General features: G+C 67.5%; 27 protein-coding genes. 13 read left to right on the plus strand and 14 right to left on the minus strand.

Features of this window, described 5'->3' with window-relative positions; all coding sequences use genetic code 11:
* Window positions 1-16: 16 nt before the first annotated feature.
* Window positions 17-1408 carry a hemolysin family protein gene (locus ACOZ4N_RS14855; protein WP_424017145.1) on the minus strand — a complete coding sequence of 464 codons (1392 nt, stop codon included), beginning with the start codon at window positions 1406-1408 and terminating at the stop codon, window positions 17-19.
* A gap of 163 nt (window positions 1409-1571) precedes the next feature.
* On the opposite strand from ACOZ4N_RS14855, the gene ACOZ4N_RS14860 reads away from it, so the two are divergent.
* The 4 genes from ACOZ4N_RS14860 to ACOZ4N_RS14875 all read left to right on the plus strand — a co-directional run bounded on the left by ACOZ4N_RS14860 (window position 1572) and on the right by ACOZ4N_RS14875 (window position 3462).
* Window positions 1572-1847, plus strand: a complete 276-nt coding sequence (locus ACOZ4N_RS14860) for a glutathione S-transferase N-terminal domain-containing protein (RefSeq protein ID WP_424017146.1) — start codon at window positions 1572-1574, stop codon at window positions 1845-1847.
* Between the two features lie 5 nt (window positions 1848-1852).
* Window positions 1853-2392, plus strand: coding sequence for a redoxin domain-containing protein (locus ACOZ4N_RS14865; RefSeq protein WP_424019963.1), 540 nt, complete (start codon window positions 1853-1855; stop codon window positions 2390-2392).
* Window positions 2393-2464: 72 nt separating this feature from the next.
* A complete protein-coding gene (locus ACOZ4N_RS14870; RefSeq protein ID WP_424017147.1) occupies window positions 2465-2860 on the plus strand; it encodes a hypothetical protein in 396 nt (131 codons plus the stop codon).
* Between the two features lie 23 nt (window positions 2861-2883).
* Window positions 2884-3462, plus strand: a complete 579-nt coding sequence (locus ACOZ4N_RS14875; RefSeq protein ID WP_424017148.1) for an L-threonylcarbamoyladenylate synthase — start codon at window positions 2884-2886, stop codon at window positions 3460-3462.
* A 75-nt stretch (window positions 3463-3537) separates the two neighbouring features.
* On the opposite strand, the gene citZ is transcribed toward ACOZ4N_RS14875, so the two are convergent.
* Window positions 3538-4674 (minus strand): citrate synthase, encoded by a 1137-nt coding sequence (citZ, locus tag ACOZ4N_RS14880; RefSeq protein ID WP_424017149.1) that lies wholly within the window; start codon window positions 4672-4674, stop codon window positions 3538-3540.
* A gap of 279 nt (window positions 4675-4953) precedes the next feature.
* On the opposite strand from citZ, the gene ACOZ4N_RS14885 reads away from it, so the two are divergent.
* Window positions 4954-6186 carry a potassium channel family protein gene (locus ACOZ4N_RS14885; RefSeq protein WP_424017150.1) on the plus strand — a complete coding sequence of 411 codons (1233 nt, stop codon included), beginning with the start codon at window positions 4954-4956 and terminating at the stop codon, window positions 6184-6186.
* On the opposite strand, the gene ACOZ4N_RS14890 is transcribed toward ACOZ4N_RS14885, so the two are convergent.
* Window positions 6183-6503 (minus strand): DUF7536 family protein, encoded by a 321-nt coding sequence (locus tag ACOZ4N_RS14890; protein ID WP_424017151.1) that lies wholly within the window; start codon window positions 6501-6503, stop codon window positions 6183-6185. The genes ACOZ4N_RS14885 and ACOZ4N_RS14890 overlap by 4 nt on opposite strands.
* A 113-nt stretch (window positions 6504-6616) precedes the next feature.
* Between ACOZ4N_RS14890 and ACOZ4N_RS14895 the strand changes: the two genes are divergently transcribed.
* Complete coding sequence (locus ACOZ4N_RS14895) at window positions 6617-7573, plus strand: succinylglutamate desuccinylase/aspartoacylase family protein (protein ID WP_424017152.1); 957 nt, start codon at window positions 6617-6619, stop codon at window positions 7571-7573.
* Window positions 7574-7745: 172 nt separating this feature from the next.
* Complete coding sequence (locus tag ACOZ4N_RS14900) at window positions 7746-8231, plus strand: hypothetical protein (RefSeq protein WP_424017153.1); 486 nt, start codon at window positions 7746-7748, stop codon at window positions 8229-8231.
* A gap of 6 nt (window positions 8232-8237) precedes the next feature.
* On the opposite strand, the gene ACOZ4N_RS14905 is transcribed toward ACOZ4N_RS14900, so the two are convergent.
* On the minus strand, window positions 8238-9533 hold the full coding sequence (locus tag ACOZ4N_RS14905) for a TiaS agmantine-binding domain-containing protein (protein WP_424017154.1): 1296 nt from the start codon (window positions 9531-9533) through the stop codon (window positions 8238-8240).
* A gap of 145 nt (window positions 9534-9678) precedes the next feature.
* On the opposite strand from ACOZ4N_RS14905, the gene ACOZ4N_RS14910 reads away from it, so the two are divergent.
* Entirely contained in the window at window positions 9679-10641 is a 963-nt protein-coding gene (locus ACOZ4N_RS14910; protein WP_424017155.1) for a transcriptional regulator, read from the plus strand.
* A gap of 166 nt (window positions 10642-10807) precedes the next feature.
* On the opposite strand, the gene ACOZ4N_RS14915 is transcribed toward ACOZ4N_RS14910, so the two are convergent.
* Both ACOZ4N_RS14915 and ACOZ4N_RS14920 read right to left on the minus strand, forming a co-directional pair.
* Window positions 10808-11056, minus strand: coding sequence for a glutathione S-transferase N-terminal domain-containing protein (locus tag ACOZ4N_RS14915; protein ID WP_424017156.1), 249 nt, complete (start codon window positions 11054-11056; stop codon window positions 10808-10810).
* Window positions 11057-11213: 157 nt separating this feature from the next.
* Window positions 11214-11954: a plastocyanin/azurin family copper-binding protein gene (locus ACOZ4N_RS14920; RefSeq protein WP_424017157.1), complete on the minus strand. Its 741-nt coding sequence runs from the start codon at window positions 11952-11954 to the stop codon at window positions 11214-11216.
* 317 nt (window positions 11955-12271) lie between these two features.
* Between ACOZ4N_RS14920 and ACOZ4N_RS14925 the strand changes: the two genes are divergently transcribed.
* Genes ACOZ4N_RS14925 through ACOZ4N_RS14940 form a run of 4 tightly spaced genes read left to right on the plus strand, consistent with a single transcriptional unit; the run spans window position 12272 to window position 15148 of the window.
* Window positions 12272-12937 carry a hypothetical protein gene (locus ACOZ4N_RS14925; RefSeq protein WP_424017158.1) on the plus strand — a complete coding sequence of 222 codons (666 nt, stop codon included), beginning with the start codon at window positions 12272-12274 and terminating at the stop codon, window positions 12935-12937.
* 1 nt (window position 12938) lies between these two features.
* Window positions 12939-13565, plus strand: a complete 627-nt coding sequence (locus ACOZ4N_RS14930; RefSeq protein ID WP_424017159.1) for a ubiquinol-cytochrome c reductase iron-sulfur subunit — start codon at window positions 12939-12941, stop codon at window positions 13563-13565.
* A gap of 2 nt (window positions 13566-13567) precedes the next feature.
* Window positions 13568-14971, plus strand: coding sequence for a cytochrome b (locus ACOZ4N_RS14935; RefSeq protein ID WP_424017160.1), 1404 nt, complete (start codon window positions 13568-13570; stop codon window positions 14969-14971).
* A complete protein-coding gene (locus ACOZ4N_RS14940; protein ID WP_424017161.1) occupies window positions 14972-15148 on the plus strand; it encodes a hypothetical protein in 177 nt (58 codons plus the stop codon). It begins immediately after the preceding gene.
* A gap of 1 nt (window position 15149) precedes the next feature.
* Here the strand turns inward: ACOZ4N_RS14940 and ACOZ4N_RS14945 are convergent, their stop codons facing one another.
* Entirely contained in the window at window positions 15150-15434 is a 285-nt protein-coding gene (locus tag ACOZ4N_RS14945) for a hypothetical protein (protein ID WP_424017162.1), read from the minus strand.
* Window positions 15435-15441: 7 nt separating this feature from the next.
* The gene (pyrE, locus tag ACOZ4N_RS14950) at window positions 15442-15978 is read right to left on the minus strand and encodes an orotate phosphoribosyltransferase (protein ID WP_424017163.1); all 537 of its coding nucleotides are present in this window, start codon (window positions 15976-15978) and stop codon (window positions 15442-15444) included.
* A gap of 141 nt (window positions 15979-16119) precedes the next feature.
* On the opposite strand from pyrE, the gene ACOZ4N_RS14955 reads away from it, so the two are divergent.
* Complete coding sequence (locus ACOZ4N_RS14955; protein WP_424017164.1) at window positions 16120-17118, plus strand: hypothetical protein; 999 nt, start codon at window positions 16120-16122, stop codon at window positions 17116-17118.
* Between the two features lie 20 nt (window positions 17119-17138).
* On the opposite strand, the gene ACOZ4N_RS14960 is transcribed toward ACOZ4N_RS14955, so the two are convergent.
* The 6 genes from ACOZ4N_RS14960 to ACOZ4N_RS14985 form a co-directional block, all read right to left on the minus strand.
* Entirely contained in the window at window positions 17139-17510 is a 372-nt protein-coding gene (locus ACOZ4N_RS14960; RefSeq protein WP_424017165.1) for a NifU family protein, read from the minus strand.
* A gap of 120 nt (window positions 17511-17630) precedes the next feature.
* Complete coding sequence (locus tag ACOZ4N_RS14965) at window positions 17631-17870, minus strand: hypothetical protein (RefSeq protein WP_424017166.1); 240 nt, start codon at window positions 17868-17870, stop codon at window positions 17631-17633.
* A gap of 84 nt (window positions 17871-17954) precedes the next feature.
* The gene (locus ACOZ4N_RS14970; protein WP_424017167.1) at window positions 17955-19436 is read right to left on the minus strand and encodes an NCS2 family permease; all 1482 of its coding nucleotides are present in this window, start codon (window positions 19434-19436) and stop codon (window positions 17955-17957) included.
* Between the two features lie 204 nt (window positions 19437-19640).
* Window positions 19641-20033: a RidA family protein gene (locus tag ACOZ4N_RS14975; RefSeq protein WP_424017168.1), complete on the minus strand. Its 393-nt coding sequence runs from the start codon at window positions 20031-20033 to the stop codon at window positions 19641-19643.
* A 42-nt stretch (window positions 20034-20075) separates the two neighbouring features.
* The gene (locus ACOZ4N_RS14980) at window positions 20076-20402 is read right to left on the minus strand and encodes a DUF5783 family protein (protein ID WP_424017169.1); all 327 of its coding nucleotides are present in this window, start codon (window positions 20400-20402) and stop codon (window positions 20076-20078) included.
* Window positions 20403-20438: 36 nt separating this feature from the next.
* Window positions 20439-20735: a hypothetical protein gene (locus ACOZ4N_RS14985; RefSeq protein ID WP_424017170.1), complete on the minus strand. Its 297-nt coding sequence runs from the start codon at window positions 20733-20735 to the stop codon at window positions 20439-20441.
* Window positions 20736-20789 lie beyond the last annotated feature (54 nt).

Genomic DNA, 20789 nt, shown 5'->3' on the forward strand with positions numbered 1-20789 from the left:
GCCGTCCGGTCGCCCCTCAGTCGTCCGCCGCGGCGTCTTCCGGTTCGGGTTCTTCCTCGTCCTCGTCTCGCTGTCTGCGGGTGACCCGCGCCTTCATGATGCGGGTGTTCTCGACCTGCTCGACGCGGATCTCCACGCCGTCGTACTCGATCTCCTCGCCCTCCTCGACGAGGCGGCCCGCGAGGTTGAAGATGAAGCCGGCGATGGTCTCGAACTCCTCGCCCTCCGGGATGTCGATGTCGAGCGCCTCGTTGACCTCCTCGATGTTGACCTCGCCTTTGACGATGGCGCTGTCGTCGCCGACGAACTCGATGGGCTCCTCCTCCTCGCCTTCGAGGATCTCGCCGACGATCTCCTCGGTGAGGTCCTCCATCGTCACGAGTCCCTCGGTGGTGCCGAACTCGTCGATGACGACGACCATGTGGAGGCGCTCGTCGCGCATCTCGGCCAGCAGGTCGTCGACGTTCTTCGACTCGGGGACGTGCAGGGTCGGTTCGATCAGGTCCTCCAGTTCGAGGTCACCGTTTGCCGCCCCGCCGTAGTTGCGGTCCCGGACCAGATCGCGGATGTGGACGACGCCGATGACGTTGTCGAGACTCCCCTCGTAGACGGGAAGCCGGGCGTGGCCCGACTGGACACACTGCTCCATGGCCTCCTCGACGGTGGCGTCTTTCGAGATGGCGTCCACGTCCAGCCGCGGCGTCATGACTTCCTTGGCGATGGTGTTGTTGAAGCGGAGCGTGCGCTGGAGCATCTCCCGTTCTTCCTCGTCCAGCACGCCCTCGCGCTCGCCGGTCTCGATGATGTCGCGGATCTCCTGGCGGGTGACGTAAGAGGTCTCGATGGCGGTCTGGCCGCCGGTGACGCGGTTGACCTGCTGGGTGAGGAAGTCGAAGACGACGATCAGCGGCCACAGCACGCGCTCGGCGAACTTCAGCGGGCGGGCGATGGTCAGCGCCCACGATTCGGTGTTCTCGACCGCGTAGCTCTTGGGAGCGCTCTCCCCGAACAGCAGGACCAGCGCCGTGATCCCGAACGTCGAGATGGCGACGGCGACGCCCTGGTTGAAGTAGATCGCCAGCAACCCGGTCGTGATCGAGGTCATCGCGATGTTGACCAGGTTGTTCCCGACCAGGATCGTCACGAGCAGTCGGTGGGGGTCGGCCTTGAGGTTCTCGAGCGTCTTCGCCGCGGGAACGCCGTCCTCGACGAGCGCGTCGACGCGGTGAGCCGCCAGCGAGAACATGGCGATCTCCGACGAGGAGAAAAACGCCGACAGCACGAGCAGGAGGAAGACGACCGCGACCCCGACACCGGTGACGACACTGTCGGTCAACTGCACGCCCAGCACCTGTGCTGCGACGGGCAGGGGTTCGATCAGCGGCGCGACGGCCGAGGCTGCGCCCATTACCCGCTGACTTTGCCGTCGGCGGGATTAAGACTTGTCATCGCCGTAATGCGCGCCATCCCGCGATTTCGACGGCATCTCCGGCGCTCCCGCTAGATTGGCCGTGTGGTCGCAGTACAAGTTCCCGAAGGGCTTACCCGGGTCTCGTCCCAAAGGCTCACCGATGAGCGACCCGGAAATCACACTCTACCGGTTGCAGGCGTGCCCGTTCTGTGAACGCGTCGTCCGAAAGCTCGAGGCCTACGACCTCGACTACCGGTCGCGGTTCGTCGAACCGATGCACTCCGACCGGGACGTGGTCAAACGCATCTCGGGCAAGCGAACCGTGCCCGCCATGGTCGACGAATCCACCGGCGTCACGATGTCGGAAAGCGCCAACATCGTCGACTACCTCGACCGCACGTACGGTGACGCCGACGAGACCGGAGGTGCCGCCTGATGGCGATGGGACTCGACTTCGAGGTCGTCGACCTCCCCGACACCGACCACCCCGAAGAAGGCGAGCAGGCTCCCGACTTCGAACGCCCCCTCGTCAACGCCGAGTACTGGGAGGACACTGCCCTCTCGGACCTCACCGCCGACGGCCCGGTCCTCCTGCTCTTTCACACCATGGACGGGGCCTTCCCGACGACCTACATGTGGAACGAGATTCGGGACCGCGGCTGGGGTCACCGGGGCAGTGACGACGACCTGACCGTCGTCGGCCTCTCGGTCTCCTCGCCGTACGAACACAAGGCGACCATCGACGCGCGCGGGATCGAGGACGCCGACTACCGCCTGTTCTCGGACCCGCAAAACGGCGTGGCCGAGCAGTACGACATCGCCCACGATCTGGACGGGATGGCCGGCGTCAGCGAACCACGGCCCGCCGTCTTCCTGCTCGATTCCGAGCGCGTGATCCAGTACGCCTGGGTCGCCGAGGAGTGGCCCGAGTTCCCCGACTACGACGAGATCGAGGCCGCAATCGACGACCTGTCGGAATAAACGTTGCCCCCGGTTGCCGGCGCAGCAAGTCGCCGCAACAGTTGCCTTTACTCGCCGTGTTGCCGACTATCCATGAACCTGCTCGACCGGTGGAACCGCGCGCTCACACCCGAGACGCGAGCGAACCTGGCACTCAACGCCGCGCTTCGATCTATCGCCCTGCTCGCTCTCGCCGCGCTATGGGTGCTCGAAACACCCGAGCCGGGACCCCAATCGCTGTTGAGTGGGGCCGCGGTCGGCGGTCTGGTCGGGGGACTGAATCTCGCGCTCGGCCGCTCGGTTGGGTTCATGCGGATCTGGCGTGACCGGACGCTGCTCCGTGTCGTCGTCGCCGGAGGCGTCGCCGGCTGTTTCGTCTTCGCAGTCGAGCGCGCCCTCGGCGCGACGGTCCTCGCGGCTGCGGTCGCCCTGACCCTGTCCCTCGGGTACCACGTTGCCCTGTTCGTCCGGATGGAAGAGGACTTTTGATCGCTGCCGGCTCATTCACGACCATGACCGACGGAGACATCGAGCGCGCCGCCGCGGCACTCGAAGACGGCGACCTCGTCGTCTACCCCACCGAGACCGTCTACGGCCTCGGCGCGGACGCCACCGACGCCGCCGCCGTCGAGCGCGTCTTCGAGGCCAAGGGCCGGGACCGCGACAAGCCCGTCTCGCTGGCGGTACCCGACATCGAGACCGCGCTGGAGTACACCGCGCCGACCGCCGACGAACGCGCGTTCATGCACGAGTTCCTGCCCGGGCCCGTAACAGTCCTCGTTGATCGCAGAGCCGTGGTGCCGGACGTACTCACCGCCGGCGGCCAGAAGGTCGGCGTGCGCGTGCCCGATCACGAGATGGCGCTCGAACTCCTCGACGCATTCCACCCGATCACCGCCACGAGCGCCAACGTCAGCGGCACCGGGAGCGTCCGCGACCTGGACGAACTGGGCGACCCGATTCGGGATGCCGCCAGCGTCCTGCTCGACGGCGGGGAGACTCCGGGCGGCGGCAGTACCGTCGTCGACGTCGAAGGCGGCGAGATTCACAGGCGGGGCCCGCTGGCCGACGAGATCGAAAGCTGGCTCTGACCGGTCGTCGATTTCACGCGCGCCCGCACACATCACCTCAAAAACCGCGCAACGAGCGACGGACGCGTCGCTCGGCTATCGTTCGTCGACCGGCACGAACTCCTCGTCCGTGGAGCCGACGTAGCGACCGCGCGGGCGGATCAGCCGGTTGTCCTCGTACTGTTCGAGGACGTGGGCGATCCAGCCGCCGACGCGGCTCATCGCGAAGATGGGCGTGAAGATGTCGACCGGGATGCCCATCTGGTAGTACGTCGACGCCGAGTAGAAGTCGACGTTCGGGGCCAGGCCCTTCTCATCCTTCATCCAGTCCTCGATGGACGTGGAGTACTCGAACCACTTCAGCGAGCCAGCGGCCTCGCCGAGGGCCTTGGACTTGTCCGAGAGGATGCGGGCCCGGGGGTCCTTGACGTTGTAGACGCGGTGGCCGAAGCCGGGGACGCGCTCGCCGGCTTCGAGCTTGTCTCTGGCCCACTCGACCGGCTCCTTGCCGGACTCGTCGAGTTCGAGCAGGGCCTCCATCACGTCCTGGTTGGCACCGCCGTGCAGCGAGCCGGAGAGCGCGCCGATCCCGCCCGGAATGGCCGAATGCAGGTCCGCGAGCGTCGAGGAGATCACCATCGAGGAGAACGTCGAGGCGTTCAGTCCGTGGTCGACGTGGAGCACGAGCGCCATGTCGAAGGTCTCGGCGAGCACCTCGTCGGGCTCCTCGCCGTTGAGCATGTACAGGAAGTTCTCGGCGTGGGTGAGGTCCTCCCGGGGCGCGACCGGCTCCTCGCCGTCGCGAATCCGGGTGAACGCCGCGATGATCGTCGGGATCTTCGCGGTGATGCGCCGCCCCTTCCGGAGGTTCGCCTCCCGATCCTGCGGGTCGGCCTCCGCGTCGGGATCGTGTGCCGAGAGACTGGAGACGGCCGTCCGCAGCGCGGCCATCGGGTTCTCGTCGGCCTCGGCCAGCGAGCGCACCAGGTCGTACACGTCGTCGTGCAGGTCCCGCTCGGCGCTCATGGCCTCGGTAAATTCGGCGAGCTCCTCGCTGTTCGGGAGGCGGCCGTGCCACAGCAGGTACAGCACTTCCTCGTAGCTCGCGTCACGCGCCAGATCGTCGATCGAGTAGCCCCGGTAGATGAGTTCGCCGGCGTCACCGTCGATGTAACTCAGTTCCGACTCGGCGACCAGGACACCCTCAAGCCCTTTCTTGAGCTCGTCGGACATACCCCCCGGTTCTCTACCTGCCGGGAAAAGCATTATCTTTTGGCCGGGACATGCAATCCGCCCGCCGGCCCTCCGGTGGACGAGCGAATAAAATCCGCGCTGAAATGTTAAAACTATCCACCTCCGAGCGCTGAGGTTGGGTAATTGGACTGCGGCCGACGCGGGCCACCCACCACTTCGGGCCCGCGCGCCGCCCGCTTTGGTTGGGTACCTGACACCGACCGCGGCGGTGGCTGTCGCCGGGCAACGCTTTTCCCTCGGCGACGAGGAGCCTCGGGTATGGCAGTCGACGACGTCGAGTACGAGCCGGTCAGCGTCAAGGAACTGCTGGCCGAGATGAAAGACACCGCGGAACTGCTGATCGACCTCTCGTACTCGGCGGTCCTGCTCGGCTCCGACGAGGTGGCCGAGGAGGTGCTGGAACTGGAAGCCAAGATGGACGTCCTCCAGTTGCGTGCCCGGATGGGCCTGCTCATGGCCGCTCGCAACCCCGAGGACGCCGAGGCGCTCGCCCCCGTCCTCGGGGTCGTCGGGGCCGCCGAGAAAGTCTCCGACGCCGCCGGCGACATCGCCAAGATCGTCCTCGAAGACATCGGCCTCCCCGACGCGATGCGGGCCGCCCTCCCCGAAGCCGTCGAGACGGTCGTGCGCGCCGTCGTCGTGCCGGACTCGCCGTTCGCCGACCGCACGCTGGAAGATATCAACCTCGAAACCGAGACCGGCGTGCGCGCCATCGCCATCCGCCGCGAGGGCGAGTGGCTGTTCAACCCCGGCCCCGAAACCACGCTCCGCCCCGACGACGTGGTCATCTTCCGGGGCTCGGAGGAAGGCATCGCCGGCGTCTACGAGGACGCCACCGGCCAGGCGTACGTGCCGCCCGAACCCCCCGAGCCGGGGATCGACGACCTCGAACGCGCCGTGGACTCCATCGTCCACATGAAAAACATGAGCGAACTCGCCGTGGATCTGGCCTACGGCGCGGTGCTGTTCGATTCGGACGCCGTCGCCGAGGAAGTGCTGGAACTGGAAGCCGAGGTCGACGCCCTCCAGTCCCGCTTCGAGGCCTGGACCCTCCAGGCCGCCGGCCGCGTCGACGACCCCGTGGACCTCCGGGGACTCGTCCAGCTCGCCAGCGCCACCGAGGTCATCAGCGACGCCGCCCTGGAGATCAGCGAGGGCGTGTTGCGGGGGCTGGGCACCCACCCCGTCGTCGCCGAGGCCGTCCGCGAATCCGACGAGGTGATCGTCCGGCTGACCGTCGCGCCCGACAGCGACCTCGCGGGCGTCACGCTCGGGGAGAAGATGGTCAAGACGGAAACCGGGATGCGCGTCATCGCGGTCCGACGCGCCCGCGCCGAGAGCGAACGCACCGGCCGCGAGGGCGGGAGTTGGGTCATCTCCCCCGGCCCGGAGACGGAACTTCACCCCGGCGACGTGTTGATCGCCAAGGGCACCCGTTCGGGGGCCGACCGCCTGGCCGATCTGGCTGGCGACGAACCCGAGGACGGCTAGAGCGTCTTCGAGAGTCGATACGCGTCGCGCAGCACCAGCGCCGCCGTCACCAGCGCGCCCAGTCCCGTCGCGAGGACGAACGCCAGCGCCACGTAGTACAGCGGCGACCGACTCACACCGGGCACCACGACGAAGAACGTGAACACCGCGGTCGTGAACACGAAGCCGAAGATGAACCCGCGGAGGGCGTTGTCCCGGACGTTCAGCGCCTCCATCATCGCCGCCGCACCGCCCGGGCGGTCGGGGCGGCCGTCGCTCCCCGCTCCGGTCGCCGGCGGGTTGTCCGGACTCGCGGTCGCGTCACCGTCGTCTGTCACACCTCGACTAGCGGCTCCCGGGCAAAAATCGCGTCGGTCCACCCCGCCCGAGTTCCGGCAGGGCGTGGAACATATCGAACGTCCTAAGACCGTGCAACCGCGCGTTGATGATAATGACCAGCCTCGGCACGGCGACTGCGGCCCCCGGCGAGATCGACACCGGGCGGCTGTTCGTCGGCGAGACTCGTGACGGCACCGAGGTCGGACTGCCGGTCGCGGTCGTCAACGGTGCCGACAGCGGGAAGACGCTCTACGTGCAGGCCGCCAGCGACGGCGACGAACTCAACGGCGTCGGCGTGATCCAGCGCCTCGTCCCCCGACTCGACCCCGACGAGATCGCCGGCACCATCCTCATCGTCGGCATCGTCAACTACCACGCCTTCCAGGTCGCCGAACACCGCAACCCGGTCGACGACACGAAGATGAACCGGACCTACCCCGGCGACGAACGGGGGACCTCCAGCGAGCGCATCGCCGCCGCCACCTTCGAGGCCGCCACCCGTGCCGACCTCGCGCTGGACCTCCACCAGGGCTCGACCTCCCGGATGATCGAGGAGTGCCGCGTCCGCTGTGGCCCGCGCCACCGCCTGCACGACGAGTGTCTCGAACTCGCCAAAGTCTTCGGCTGTGGCTACATCCTCGATCAGAAAGGCCCCGACGGCCAGCTCGCCCGCGCCGGTCCCGACGACGGCGTTCCCACCATCGACCCCGAACTCGGGGGCTGTGTCGGCTGGGACGACCACTCCATCGAGGTCGGCGTCCAGGGCGTCGAGAACGTCCTCGCGTACTACGGCTTCACCGACGAGACTCACGTCCCCGAACCGCAAACCCGGGCCAGCGGCTTCGAGCAATACGGCGCGCCCGCCGGCGGTCTCGTCACCTTCCACAAGGACCTCGGCGACCGGGTCGCCCGCAACGACACCCTGTTCGAGATCACCGACGCCTTCGGCCAGTCCAAGGCCGAAGTCACCGCCGACTCCCAGGGCGTGTTCTGGCGCACCCGCCGCCTCCCGCAGGTCGCCACCGGCGAGTACGTCTGCTCGGTCGGGACTGACGTGGACAGTTACTAGATACCCACTTTTTACGTCGGGGGGTTCGCTGCGCGAACCCCCCATCGCAAAAACTTGGGGAAAAACTGCCGGACGCGAGCCAGCGGCTCGCGTCCGGTACGACGTGGAGTGACGGCCGCAACCGCCCTGCACCGCGCAGAAAGTACTTACCGCTGACAGCTACAGCACCCGCATGGACTGGGATCGGGGGACGTGGCTGGTGGCCGTCGGAGCTGTCATGCTCGCCGTCGCGGCTGGCGGCGGCTTCGTCGTCTTCGATTCCGAGTACGTCCACGAACTCCGGAACGATTCCGCGGCGTTCGACGCCTCGACGGAGGGGCACCTCCACTACGCGAACCTCTCGAAACGCGGGCAGACGGTCGTCGACCGAACCATCGAACGCGGCGAGTACGTCGTCGAACGTGAGGGCGAGACCGCACCCGAGTTCATGTACATCGACGATGGCGTTGGCCGGTACGTTATCCAGCGTACCGGCCGTGCCTACGAGATCACGACGCACCGGGAGGGGCCCGGGATGGGACTCCTCTGGTTCCCCGCGATGCTCGTCTTGCTTCCGCTGGGGATGGCGGGAGCCGCCTGCGTCGTGGCCGGAATCGTTCTCGTCGCGTTCGATGCGTACCAGCGGCGAACCGCGGACCTCCCTCCTGCCGAGGACTGACCACTCTCACCGCTCCGGATGCGTCGGCCCGTCGAACCCACCTCTCACTAACGGCTTCGCGATATGCCGCCGCGCACACGGCGGCACCTCGTACCAGCCCACTTCGAGGTCGCGCTCGACCGTGCGCTCGACTTTCCCCTCGGCACTGGTCCCGCAGTCCCGACAGCGATACCCCGCGTCCGCGCCGGCGCTCTCCATCGACCGCCCGCAGTCGGGACAGTCCGGCGTGACGAGTTCGGTCCGGTTCAGCCCTCGGACCGCGAACTTCTCCAGCTTGCAGGTGCCATCCGAAACCTCCCCGCAGACGGTCACGCGGTCGCCCACTCGGAGCGCGCGCACGCGGTCACGGAATCGCTTGGTCGGTTCGAAAGCCGCACACTGGAGGGGGTCGGCGGCCGAATCCGGGAACCCGAGCCCGAGGAAGACGTGGCCGCCCTCCCGGGTTTCGGGAGCCTCGGCAACCTCGCCGGTGACGCGGACGGCCCGGTCCTCGGCGATGCCGTCCGGGTCCACGGTCTGGAGGTGCTGGTCGGTCCCCTGATTCGTGACGAACGTCGCCCGGCGCGCGACGGGTTCGCTCTCGATGGCCTCGGCGGCCGCCTCGACGCTTTCGCGGTCGTCGCCGCGGATTCCGTAGAGGACGGGACCGGGCGTGTTCGGCACGCAGACCGCCTCCCCCTCGCCGCGGTCCACGGTGTCCCAGATGTCGGGGTAGAACTCCTCGGCCACCGAAAAGACCGACTCGGAGGCCACGTCGCGGTCGCTCCCCCAGCGGTCGCGCTCGCGGTAGGTCAGACACTCGTAGGTCCAGTCGACAGTGTCTGCATTACCCAGTCCCGCCCACGCGCCGGCGGCCGCGCTCGCGCCCACGAGCCCACGACCGTTCCCCCAACCGCGGTGGCGATAGCCGCCCGATTCGAGGGGGTCGCGCACGTCGGACTCGGGATCGAGGATTTCACGGGTCGCTCGCCGGGGGAGGGTCCGGAGCCAGTCCGGCTTCGCGCCGAGGTCGTCGTCGGTTACCACGACGCCCGGGTTGGTCCGGTCGTCGGCGGTCTCGGCGGTCTCGTCCACGAGATCGGTCGCCAGGTCGAAGGCCTCGTCGACGCCGAGATCACAGTGGACCGCCAGCGCGGCGTTGCCCCGCGTCTTGTACTCGACGGCCGGGTTGAGCCGGACCAGGAGCAGACGCTCCACGTGGCCGCCCACACGGCGGACCCGCTCGGCCAGTCGTGTGGCGGCGTAGGTCGTACACATCCCCCGCGTCCGGGAGTCGGTGTCGTCCAGCCCGACGATAGTCACGACCGCCCTTTCAGGGTCGGCGGAGTAACGCGTTTCGCCAAATCTTCGTATATGAATCTATCGCCGAAAGACTTCGAAAACCGCCGGACGCGGCCTGTCCCGCCGTCACAAACGTTTTATGCGATGGCTTACTAATACACTGCTGATGTCACGATCCGCACTGGTCGGTAACGTCACCGCGATGTTGCGGGACGCGGGCTTTCTCGTGAGCGACCGGTGTGCGATCCGGCCCAAGAGCTTCGACGTCGCGGCCCGCCGCGGTGAGGACACGGTACTGGTGAAGATTCTCGGCAACATCGACGCCTTCGACGCCAAGACCGGCGCGGAGATGCGCCGTCTCGGCGAGTACCTGCGGGCGACGCCGGTCGTCATCGGGTTACGGACTCGCGACGAGGACCTCAAGCCCGGCGTCGTCTACTTCCGGCACGGCGTCCCCGTCCTCTCCCCCGATACCGCGATGGACCTGTTCGTCGAGGAGGTGCCGCCCCTGATCTACGCCGCGCCCGGCGGCCTGTACGTCAACATCGACAGCGAGGTCCTCGCGGACGCCCGCGAGGACCGGGACTGGTCGCTGGGTCGCCTCGCCCAGGAACTCGGCGTCTCCCGCCGCACAGTATCCAAGTACGAGGACGGCATGGACGCCTCCGTCGAGGTGGCCACCCAGCTCGAAGAACTGTTCGAGGCCCCGCTCACCTCGCCCGTCGACGTGATCGATGGGGCCGACGAGGTCCGCGAGGACGAACCGATGCCCGACGATCCGGAGGTCGACCCCGACGACGAACCGGTCGTCGCCGTTCTCACCCGCGTCGGCTTCGACGTCCACCCCACCGACCGCGCGCCGTTCAAGACGATCAGCGAGGAGAAAGACCGCGAACAGCGCATGCTCACCGGCCACTCGGAGTTCACCGAAACCGCCGAGAAGCGTGCCCGGATCATGTCCTCTGTCGGTCGAGTCACCCGAACCACCTCGATCTACGTCGTCGACCGCGCCCGGCAGGAATCGGTCGACGGCACCGCCCTCATCGAACGCGAGGAGATCGAGAACATCCGGGACGTGGAGGACCTCAAGGACCTCATCAAAGAGCGGGCCGACGAGACGCCGGCCTAGACGTTGACGACGCGGAACCGGCGCGGTGGCGGTCACTGCCAGCATCCGCGCGCCAAAGGCGCGCGGTTCGCTCGACGCGAGTGAAACGAGCGTCGAGCGAGTTTTTGTACTAAATTTTTGCAACGAGCGGTGCCGCGCGGAGCGCGGCACCCGAGGCAGTAAAAATTCAGTGCCCGTACGTCTCTTCCAGATATTCCACGATGTCGTCGGATTCGGGCATCCCCTCGACGCCGTTGTCCGGGTCGACGAGGACGGGCACGCCGGTCTGGCCGCTGACCTCCTTCACCTCGGTCCGCTCGTCGTGACTTCGCGGGACCATGTGGGACTCGTAGTCCAGGTCCAGTTCGTCCAGCTTCTCGATGACCTTCGCACAGTACGGACAGCCCTCCAGTTCGTAGAGTTCCAGGTTTGCCATCGGCTTCTGTAAGACGTACAGCCACAAAGGCCCCACGGTGCTGTGCGGGTCGCGTACAGCTGTTGACGGGGAGCTTCGGTCCGAAGCCAGTCCACACCGGCTGGGAGAAAGACAGCGACACCGCGGCGGCAGTCGCTCCCGCGACGCACGAGGGGACCTATATCTGGTTGTCGGCGTTCTCGACGCTGTAGCGGTCGGACTCGCGGTCGTACTTCGAGAGGAGGTACGCGAAGATCGTGCCGAACACGCCGGCCCCGGCCCAGAACTGCCAGGGGAGGGGTTCCAGCCCGCTGGGGACGAACGGGTAGGCGATGGACCCTTCCTCGACGATCTTCTGGCTGTCGGGCATGATGCCGCTGCCGGGCGCGTCGGGGATCGAACCCTCGGTCGCGGGGCCGCCCGGTTCGCCACAGACGATGCGCCCGACCATCCCCAGCGACTTGTGGGGCGAACAGTAGTAGTCGTAGGTGCCCTCGGTGGCGAAGGTGTAGCTGAAAGTCGCGCCCTGTTCCTTGAAGACGCCGCTGTTGAAGCTTCGAGCGCCCTCGGGGATGCGCCGGGTCTCGGCGCGGTCGTTGTCCGTCGAGTAGGTGGCCGCGCTGTGGGAGCCGGAGGCGTTGACGAACGTGACCGTGTCGCCCGGCTGGACGTGCAACCCGACGGGATCGAAGTAGTAACTCCCGCTCTCGGTGATCATCTGGACCTCGTAGGTCTCGCCGTCGGCGGGGATGGTCGGCCGGCCACCCGAGTCGGTCCCGTTCCCGGCGGTTCCGTTGGCTGCGGTCTGGTTCCCGGCGCTGGGTTCGTTCTCCTGGGTCGTGGCGGCCGCCGGAGCCGTGAGGGCGGTCCCCGCCAGACCGCTGGCCCCGAGCCGTCGGAGGTAGGTGCGTCGATTCATGGTTCGGGCCGAACCGTTCGTCCAAAGCTCCCGGCGTCCCGGTAGTATGTCTGTCGGAATGGTGCCGCGGAAACCCCGAACAACGGGGAACAACTCGCGACAACGGGCCGGACGCGAACGGAAGACGCATAAACCAGACACGAACATTTTCGAATTGGTAATGTTCCGGCCCGTACTGGCGACGGCGCTGGCACCGGACGGAGTTCGTCGCCACGGTGTGTGGGTCGGTGACACGGAGGTCCTCCGCTACTTATGAGTTACACAGTACACACTGGCACGTTCCAGACTGTCCGACGGCCCGTCGCCGGTGATCACGGATGAGACGCGAGACGGTGATCATCGTCTTGCTGATCGCGTCGGTGTTGCTCCCGATGTGGTACGTCGCGCTCACCAGCGGCACCGAGGGCAGCGGTATCGGTCTCGGGAAGGGCGAGGACCCGATCCCGGTCAACCAGTCGGCACCGATCGACCCGACCGGGAAGTTCCTCCCCACGCCCGTCGAAGTCGGTCCCAACCAGTCCGGGGTCGTCACCTGGGTCGCCCTCCTCGTGACCGTCGCCGGGATGTCCGGGGCGGCACGGTTCATCGACCGACTCGGGCACACGCGGCCGTCGGTCACCGAGTCAGAGCCACGGTCCGATGGTGGTCCCGCGAGTGATACGAGCGGGGCCTCGTCAGAGCCTCGCTCTGACGGAGGGAAACCGGTCGTGAAGGTGCCGCCCTACCTGCAGACCGACACCCGCTGGATCGTCGACTACTGGCCCGCGCCGGCCAACCGGACGGGCCTGATCGCGCTCGCGGGCCTGTCCTGGAGTACCATCGTCTTCGCCGCCCTGCTGGGGCTGGAAGGGCTCGGGCAGGCGCGCAACCAGTTCATCGGGGTCTACGCCGGGATGCTGTTCCTCTCGCTGGCGGCCACGGTGCTGGTCTACGCCGTCTTCTTCACCCCCTCGATCACCGTCGCCGAACGGAGGGATCACTGACATGCCAACGGACACGCCACCCGAGGACCCACACGAGGAGATCGAGATCGAACGCCGGCAGGTCGCGAAGGTACTGGCGGCGGTCAGCGGGGCCGGAGCCGTCGGTGCGTTCAGCGTCTCCGCGCTGGCCGGCCTCGGCGAGTCGGGCAAGATCGTCCCGCCGGAACCGCTGTTCGTCGAGGGCGTCCGACTGGTCGACGGCGAGGGCAATCCCCTCACCGTCTCGGACGCGATCCCCCAGAACGACTCGCTGGAGCCGACGACGGTCTACCCCGAGAAGGAGGGCGGCGGTGCGATCAAAGACGACCGCGGCAACGTCTTGCTCGTCCGGTTCCCCGAGGACAGCTATCAGGACCCGACGAACGTCGACGGGACCGTCGAGGGGTACGCCGCCTACTCGAAGGTGTGTACCCACCTCGGCTGTCTGGTCGACGGGACGGTGGAGAACCAGGCCAAGCTGAAGTGTCAGTGCCACGGCTCGGTCTTCGATCCGCTCCAGGGGGCGAAAGTGACCGACGGCCCCGCGCCGCGGGCGCTCCCACAGCTCCCCATCGGCGTCTCCGAGAGTGACGACGAACAACTGCTCCTGGCGACCGGCGAGTTCGAGGGACCGGTCGGTCCCGAGTAATCATGACACGCGACACCGACACCGACGACGATCCGGACGCGACGGACCGACCAGCGACCGACGGCAGCGGCCACCACGAGGGCGCTCCCGGCGGGGAACCGGTCCAGGGCCGACACATCGAGACCAGACAGAAGTACCCGAACAACCGCCTGTTCACCTGGCTCGACGACCGGCTGGAGCTGAACCACGACATCCTCGGGAAGGCCTTCCCCGAGGACAAGTACGGCTCCTTCCTGCTCGGCGAGATCGCCCTCTTTTCCTTTATCTTCCTCGCGCTGACCGGCTCCTTCCTCGGACTCATGTACGAACCGGTCGCCCGGGAAGTCACCTACGAAGGTAACGCCGCGGAGTGGGCCGGTCAGCAGGTGCCCGGCGCGTTCGCGAGCGTGCTGGAGATCACGTACGACACGCCCTTCGGCATGTTCCTGCGGATGACCCACCACTGGGCGGCGTACATCTTCATCGCCGCCATCGCCCTGCACATGTTCCGGGTCTTCTTCAGCGGTGCCTACCGCAACCCCCACGAACCGAACTGGTTCATCGGGAGCGTCCTGCTCCTGCTCTCGCTCGCCGAGGGCTTTTTCGGCTACGCGCTCCCGCTCGACGGGTTCAGCAAGGCCGCGACGATCATCGGGTTCAACATGACCGGCGAGGTGCCGGTGATCGGCGGCTTCCTGCAGGCGCTGGCCTTCGGCGGTGCCTTCCCCGGCCAGGCCGACCAGGTGATCCCGCACATGTTCTTCCTGCACGTCTTCTTGCTCCCGGCGCTACTGGTGGCGATCATCGGACTCCACATGATGGTCCTGATGCGCCAGAAACACACCGAACACGCGCCCAGTTCCCGGAGTGACGACCGCACGCCGGCGGCCGACGACGACTCGTTCGTCGTCGGATCGCCGCTATTCCCCCAGCAGTTCCTGCTGTCGACGGTCGTCCTCCTGCTGACGGCCGCGACCATCTCCTTCCTGGCGGCATTCTTCCCGGTCCAGCGGATCGCCGCCATCGGGCTGGAGTCGCCGTCCCACCCGAGCCCCGACTGGTTCTTCATGTGGGTGTTCGGGTCGCTGAAGATGATCCCCTCCGAGTTCATCGGTGGGATCGTGGTCCCGATGGTGATCATCGGCGCCATGATCGTCTGGCCGCTGATCGACAACACCGACGAACCGAAACACTTCACCGTCGATCCCCTGGATCGCCCCGCACAGACCGCGCTCGGCGTGGGTGCGATCATGCTCACGATCGTCCTCTCCATCGACGGGATGCGCGGCACGGTCGCACAGGTGCTGGGCACTACGACCGACGCGCTGTACCCCTACCTGATCGCGATGACCGTCGTCGTGCCGATCCTCTACACGCTGATCGTCTACGCCCTCCTCAAACGCCGACAGCGCCGCATCGCCGGGTAGATGCAGGTCCCACTCTCGCCGCGTGGTCTCCGCTGGCTCGACCGCGTGAGCAAACTGGTCGGCCTCCTCCTGCTCGCGGCCGCGCTGGAGGGCTCGCTCGGGCAGTGGTCGCTCGTGGCCGGCCTCGCCGGTCTCCTGATCGGCGGCGGGACGATCTTTCTGGAACCCGCCGACTGACTCACCGCCCGCCCCGCCACTCTCTGCGAACGAAAAACCCCGCGAGGACGAGCGTGCAGACGCCGAGGACGACGATGCCGAGCGTTCCGATCACGCCCGAGTAGAGAAAGAGCAGGACCTCGTACTGGTCGCCCGGGATGCGGTTGCCCGCCAGGCCGCCCGCGGCCAGCAGGAAGGCGACGAGCCAGAGACCGAACCCGAGTGCCGCCGCCCGGGCCAGCCACGGGTGGACGAACCGGTCGAAGAAGCCGTCCGCGTTCTCCGGGCCCGGGGGTTCCTCGCGCATGCTCCCCTCAGCCGTCGAGTCCCTCGGCGTCCTCGAGCAGGTCCTCGGCGGTCAACAGCGACTCCAGTTCGATGTCGTGGTCGGCGAGATGCTCGGCCGCGCCCTCCTGCCGGTCGACGACGACGAGGACCCGGTCCACGACCGCGCCGGCCTCACGGAGCGCCTCGACGGCGTCGACGGCGCTCTGGCCCGTGGTCGCGATGTCTTCGAGGACGACGACCTCCTCGCCCTCGGTGAGTTCGCCCTCGATGCGGTTGCCGGTGCCGTACTCCTTGGCCTGCTTGCGCGCGATGACGTAGGGCTGGCCGGTCTCGACGCTCGTGACGGCCACCAGCGGGACCGCCCCCAGCGCCACGCCGGCGAGTTTGGAGTCGCCCACGCGGTCGGCGAAGGCCCGGGCGATCAGTTCCAGACACCGGGGGTCGGTCTCGAAGACGTACTTGTCGACGTAGTAGTTGGAGGTGCCGCCGTGGGACAGCTCGAACTCGCCGAACTTCACGGCGTCGGCGTCCCTGAGCGCGTCGATGAGCTCCTGATTGGCCATGTCGGACTTCCCGGGCCGACGGGACTAATACCCGCCGGAACGGTTCGGGTCGCCCGGGAGGCTCCCACCCGAAACATCGGGGGACCGTCACGCTGCCCGCTTCTCGAACGCTTTAGTGGCGGGACCGCTACCCTGAGGACGATGGGGACCGTCGCACTGGCACACGCACCGGAGGGGGCCGGCAACGCGACCCGGATGCTCGCGGTGGCGGCCGAACTCGACGCCGCCGGCGTGGACGTGGCGCTGGCCGGCGGCGGCCCGGGGACCGACTTCCTCCGGACGAACGGGTTCACGGTCTTCGAACCCACCTCGGTGGAGTTCATCGGGCCGCGCCGGAACGGGGCCGTCCTGCGTGCGCTGGCCGGGGCTGTCTCGCCCGCGGTCCGCCGACTCCGCGACTTCCACGCGTGGCTGGGCGAGTGTGACCCCGCGGTCCTGCTGGCCGACGATCCCTTCGCGGTCGCCGCCGCCCGCGCCCGCGGCGTCCCCTTCTTCCGTCTCGACCACTCGACGGTCGCCTGCTACGACGCGCTGGTCGAGCGCGCCGCCTTTCGCCTGTTCAACGGCTACTCGCTCCGGACCGGTGAGGGCTTCTTCCACACCCGCCTCTGGGACGCGTCGCTGCCGCCCCGAGCGGCGAACCTCCGACCGGTCGACCCACTCGCCTACCAGCCCGACGATCCGGAACCGGTCGAGCCCTTCGACGTCCTCGTCGTTCCCAGCACGTTCTCGACGGGGTCGGCACGCGTCGCGGACCGCCTGCGAGCGGCGGGCCACGACGTGGTACTGGTCGGTGGTCCCGGGTGGGAGACCGTGCCCGCGATGACACCCTACGCCGCGGCCGCCGATCTGGTCGTCTGTGCGGGTTTCTCGGCCATCGCCGAGGCCGCCGTCGCCGGGACACCCGCCGTCGTCCGCCCGTTCATCGACTGTCAGCGCGGGATCGCCGAGCGGATCGACCGCTACGGCGTCCGGGGCGTCGCCACCGCCCACTCCACCGACGAGGTTCTCGCCCACGTCGCGGACCCGCCGCCGGACCCGGAGTTCGACAACGGAGCCGAACAGGTCGCCGCCGACCTGCTGGACTGGCTGGACGCGGACGCTGCCGTCGCGACGCGGTGCCGTCGCTCGCGGACCTGAGAAAAAACGCGGAACCCGGCTCAGAACGGCGCTTCGGGGCCTTCGTCGCTGTCGTCGCCGCTACTGGACTCGTGGCCCGGGAACGAGGGGCTGGTGGAACCGCCGGCCATGCCCTCGCTGCCGCCCATGCCGCCGCCGGTGTTGGCGTGGACCGTCTCGATCTCGGGGATCTCCTTGGTCATCCGGGTCTTGATCGCCTGGATCGTCATGGGGGAGATGCCACAGCCCGAACACGCGCCGCCGAGCTGGATGGAGACCTCGCCGGTCTCCCGGTCGATGCTCTCGATAGCCGCGCTCCCGCCGTGCATCTGGATCTGCGGGAAGTTCCGGCGCAGGAAGTTCGTCACCTGCTCGCGGAGGTCGTCGTCGCCGCCCTCGGTTTCGGTACTCATGGTGTCTTCGATTACGCTTTCACCGTGCTTAGGCTTTTGGTCTCACCCGTTCGGCCATCGCGCACGGACTCGCGACCCCCGAATCGTCGCGCTCCCCGCGAAAAAAGCCCGGAATCGGCTCTAGAGGCAGTTTCCGGTGATGAGCTGGATCACGATCTCGAACAGTTTCTGCGTGGTGACGACGATCCCACCGTCGCCGCCACCGAGCAGGTCGAGGATCGTCTGGTCGTCGTCGATCACGACTGTACAGCCGTCACTCGGCCCGTCCGACCCGCTGGTCTGCGCGACTGCGCCGCTGCTGAGCAACGTGATCGTGAGCAGTGCCGCGAACACGATGGCGAGTGGCTTGCGGAATTGCATTGTCTGTACCCGGCGGTTGCCCGCCGGTTATTTTCACACTGAATAACTCGAATAATATATCTGTCGGCTCGCGAACCGCTGGGATCAGGCGACCGTCGTCAGCACGCCGCTGGTCCGGACGGCGAAGTAGACGACGAACGCGACCGCCAGCAGCCACTGGCCGACGTGCACGTCACGCCACTCGCCCTGGGCGGCCTTCACCAGGGGATAGCTGATGATCCCGGCGGCGATGCCGTAGGAGATCGAGTAGGTCAGCGGCATGATCAGGATGGTCATGCCAGCCGGCACGGCGTGGGTGAGGTCGTCCCACTGGATGTCCGTGACGTTCTGGAGCATCAGCAGGGCGACGACCACCAGCGCGATGTGGGAGGCGTAGAGTGGGATCGCCGCCGCGAGCGGGACGACGATCAGCGCCGCGAGAAAGAGCAGGCCGACCACGAGCGCGGTCATCCCGGTCCGGCCGCCCTCCTCGACGCCGGTCGAGGACTCGATGTAGGTCGTCACGGTCGAGGTGCCGAGGATGCCGCCAACGGTCGTCCCGATGGCGTCGGCCATCAGCGGTTTCTCGATCTCGGGGAGGTTCCCCTCGTCGTCGAGAAAGCCCGCGATCTGGGAGACACCGGTCAGCGTCCCGGCGGTGTCGAAGAAGTCCACGAAGAAGAAGGTGAACACGACCAGCGAGAACGCGAATGCGTCGACGTTCGCGAACCCGTCGAGGAAGGCACCGACCAGCGGGGTGATGTCGTACTGGGCCGCGGTCATCCGACTCATGTCGAGACCGCCGTTGCGGACGAATTCGGCGGCGGCGACGCCCGGTTCGACGAGTCCAGCGAGCGTCGCGACCGCACCCATGATCGTCGTCGCAAGGATGCCGACGATGATCGCGCCCTTCATGCCGCGCACGTACAGCATCAGCGTCAGGAACAGGCCGACCACCGAGAGGATCGCCACGGGATCGGTGGCGATGGGGCCGAGCGTCAGTAGCGTCGCCGGGTCGTCGACGACGATCTGCATCGCTTCGAGGCCGATGATCGCCAGAAAGAGTCCGATACCGGTCCCGACCGCGAACTTCACGGGTTCGGGGAACAACTCGATGATGTATTTCCGCGCGCCGACCGCCGTCAGGACGATGAACAGCACCCCCTCGGTCACGACCGCGGCGAGTGCGGTCTGCCAGGGGATTCCCATCGCGCCCACGACCGTGAACGCGAAGAAGGCGTTCAGGCCGAGACCGGGCGCTTGCCCGAAGGGCCTGTTGGCGTAGAACGCCATCACGAAGATCGCCGCCGCCGCCGCGAGGATCGTCACGACGGCGAGCATCTGCTGGACCTCGCCCGGCGTGTACCCCTCGATGGCGATGCCGGGCTTGCCGTTCGGCCCCGGGAACTGCGTCATGATCGCCGGGTTCACGACGACGATGTAACTCATCGTCAGGAAGGTCGTGATCCCCGCGACGATCTCCGTCCGCAGGTCCGTCCCGTGTTCCGCGAAGCCGAAGTAGTTCGCGAACCAGGAGTCCTGGCCCCCGTCCGTCGCTACGTCGTCGGCCGCCGGTCCGTCGGACATGCTGTGTTGTCGCCAACGTTCTCCCCCAGGGTGTTTAGTATTACTTTTGAGGTAGTGTTTGATCGACAACACCTCGGCCCCGACCGCTCCCGATGGCCAGCGAAACTGACCGACTCACCCGCGCAACGGCCCACGCCGGACTGACGCTCGACTGACCGGTCCTCTCAGGTGACAGATAGAAATCACGTCCGTCGTGCGTCGGTTTCAGGCCGACCCGACGACGGCCTCGGCCTCGATCTCGACGCAGAGGTCGGGGTCGATCAGCTGTTCGACCTGCACCATCGTCGCGGCGGGGCCGGCCGCGCCGAAGACTTCCCGGTGGGCGCGGCCGATCTCCGGCCAGTCCTCGGCGTCGGTCACGTACGTGCGCGTGCGGACCACCTCGTCTGTGGTCGCACCGGCTTCCTCCAGCGCCGACTCGACGATTTCGAGGGCCCGTCTGGCCTGCTCGTACGGGTCGCCGACGGCCACGGGTTCGCCGTCGTCGTCCGTCGCAGTCGTTCCCGAGACGACGACCCGGTCACCGGTTCGGACGGCTCGCGAGTAGCCCACCCGTTCTTCCCACTCGGTGCCCGACGAGACGCGCTGTCGGTTCATACCGATCAGTCACGCGCGACCGAAAAATAGCCACCCGCTCGCTCACTCGCTCGTGTCGAACCCGAACACGCGCTGGAGTTCCGTCTCGATCTCGTCGAGATACCGGTCCATGATCTCCTCGAACTTCTCCTCGCCGACGACGACGCCCTGGAGCCGGTCGTAGGGGTCGTCGGGGAGTTCGATCCGGAACTGACCATCCCCCTCGTAGAAGGGTTCGCTCTCCGAGAGGACGAACTGGTCGATGCCGTGGATCAACTCCGAATCGAACCGGTCGTTCATGGTCTCGAAGGCGTTCTTGTACGCCCGCTGGAGCTCCGTGAAGTAGTTCGCGTACTTGTCCTCGAACTGCTCGGGGTCGAAGTCGGCCATACCTGCTTCTCGGCGAGCCAGGCCTAAAACAATCCGTTACTCGCCCTCGGTGTCGGCCTCGCCGAACAGCGTGACGCCGGCCAGCCCGAACCCGTGTTCGGGGAGGGCGAACGTGTACAGCGCGACGCCAGCGACGGCCGCGAGCAGGACCGCCGCGATGATCGGCAGGACGACCGCAGAGGTGAGCAGGCTCGCCAGCCCGACCGGTCGCGGGACGACCGTGGCGACCACGACCGCCAGGATCGACATGGTGAACATCACGCCGAAGGCAAAGCCCGCGCCGAAGATGAGCCGCTCCCGTTCGGTGGCCTCGTCGGCGTCTGAATCGGTCATGGCACCCTACTGGGGGTTCGACCGGCTTAGCTCTGGTGGCCGTTACCACGCCAC

Origin of the sequence: Halorientalis pallida (genome assembly GCF_049605515.1) — an archaeon.
In the GTDB taxonomy this organism is placed as follows: Archaea; Halobacteriota; Halobacteria; order Halobacteriales; family Haloarculaceae; genus Halorientalis; species Halorientalis pallida_A.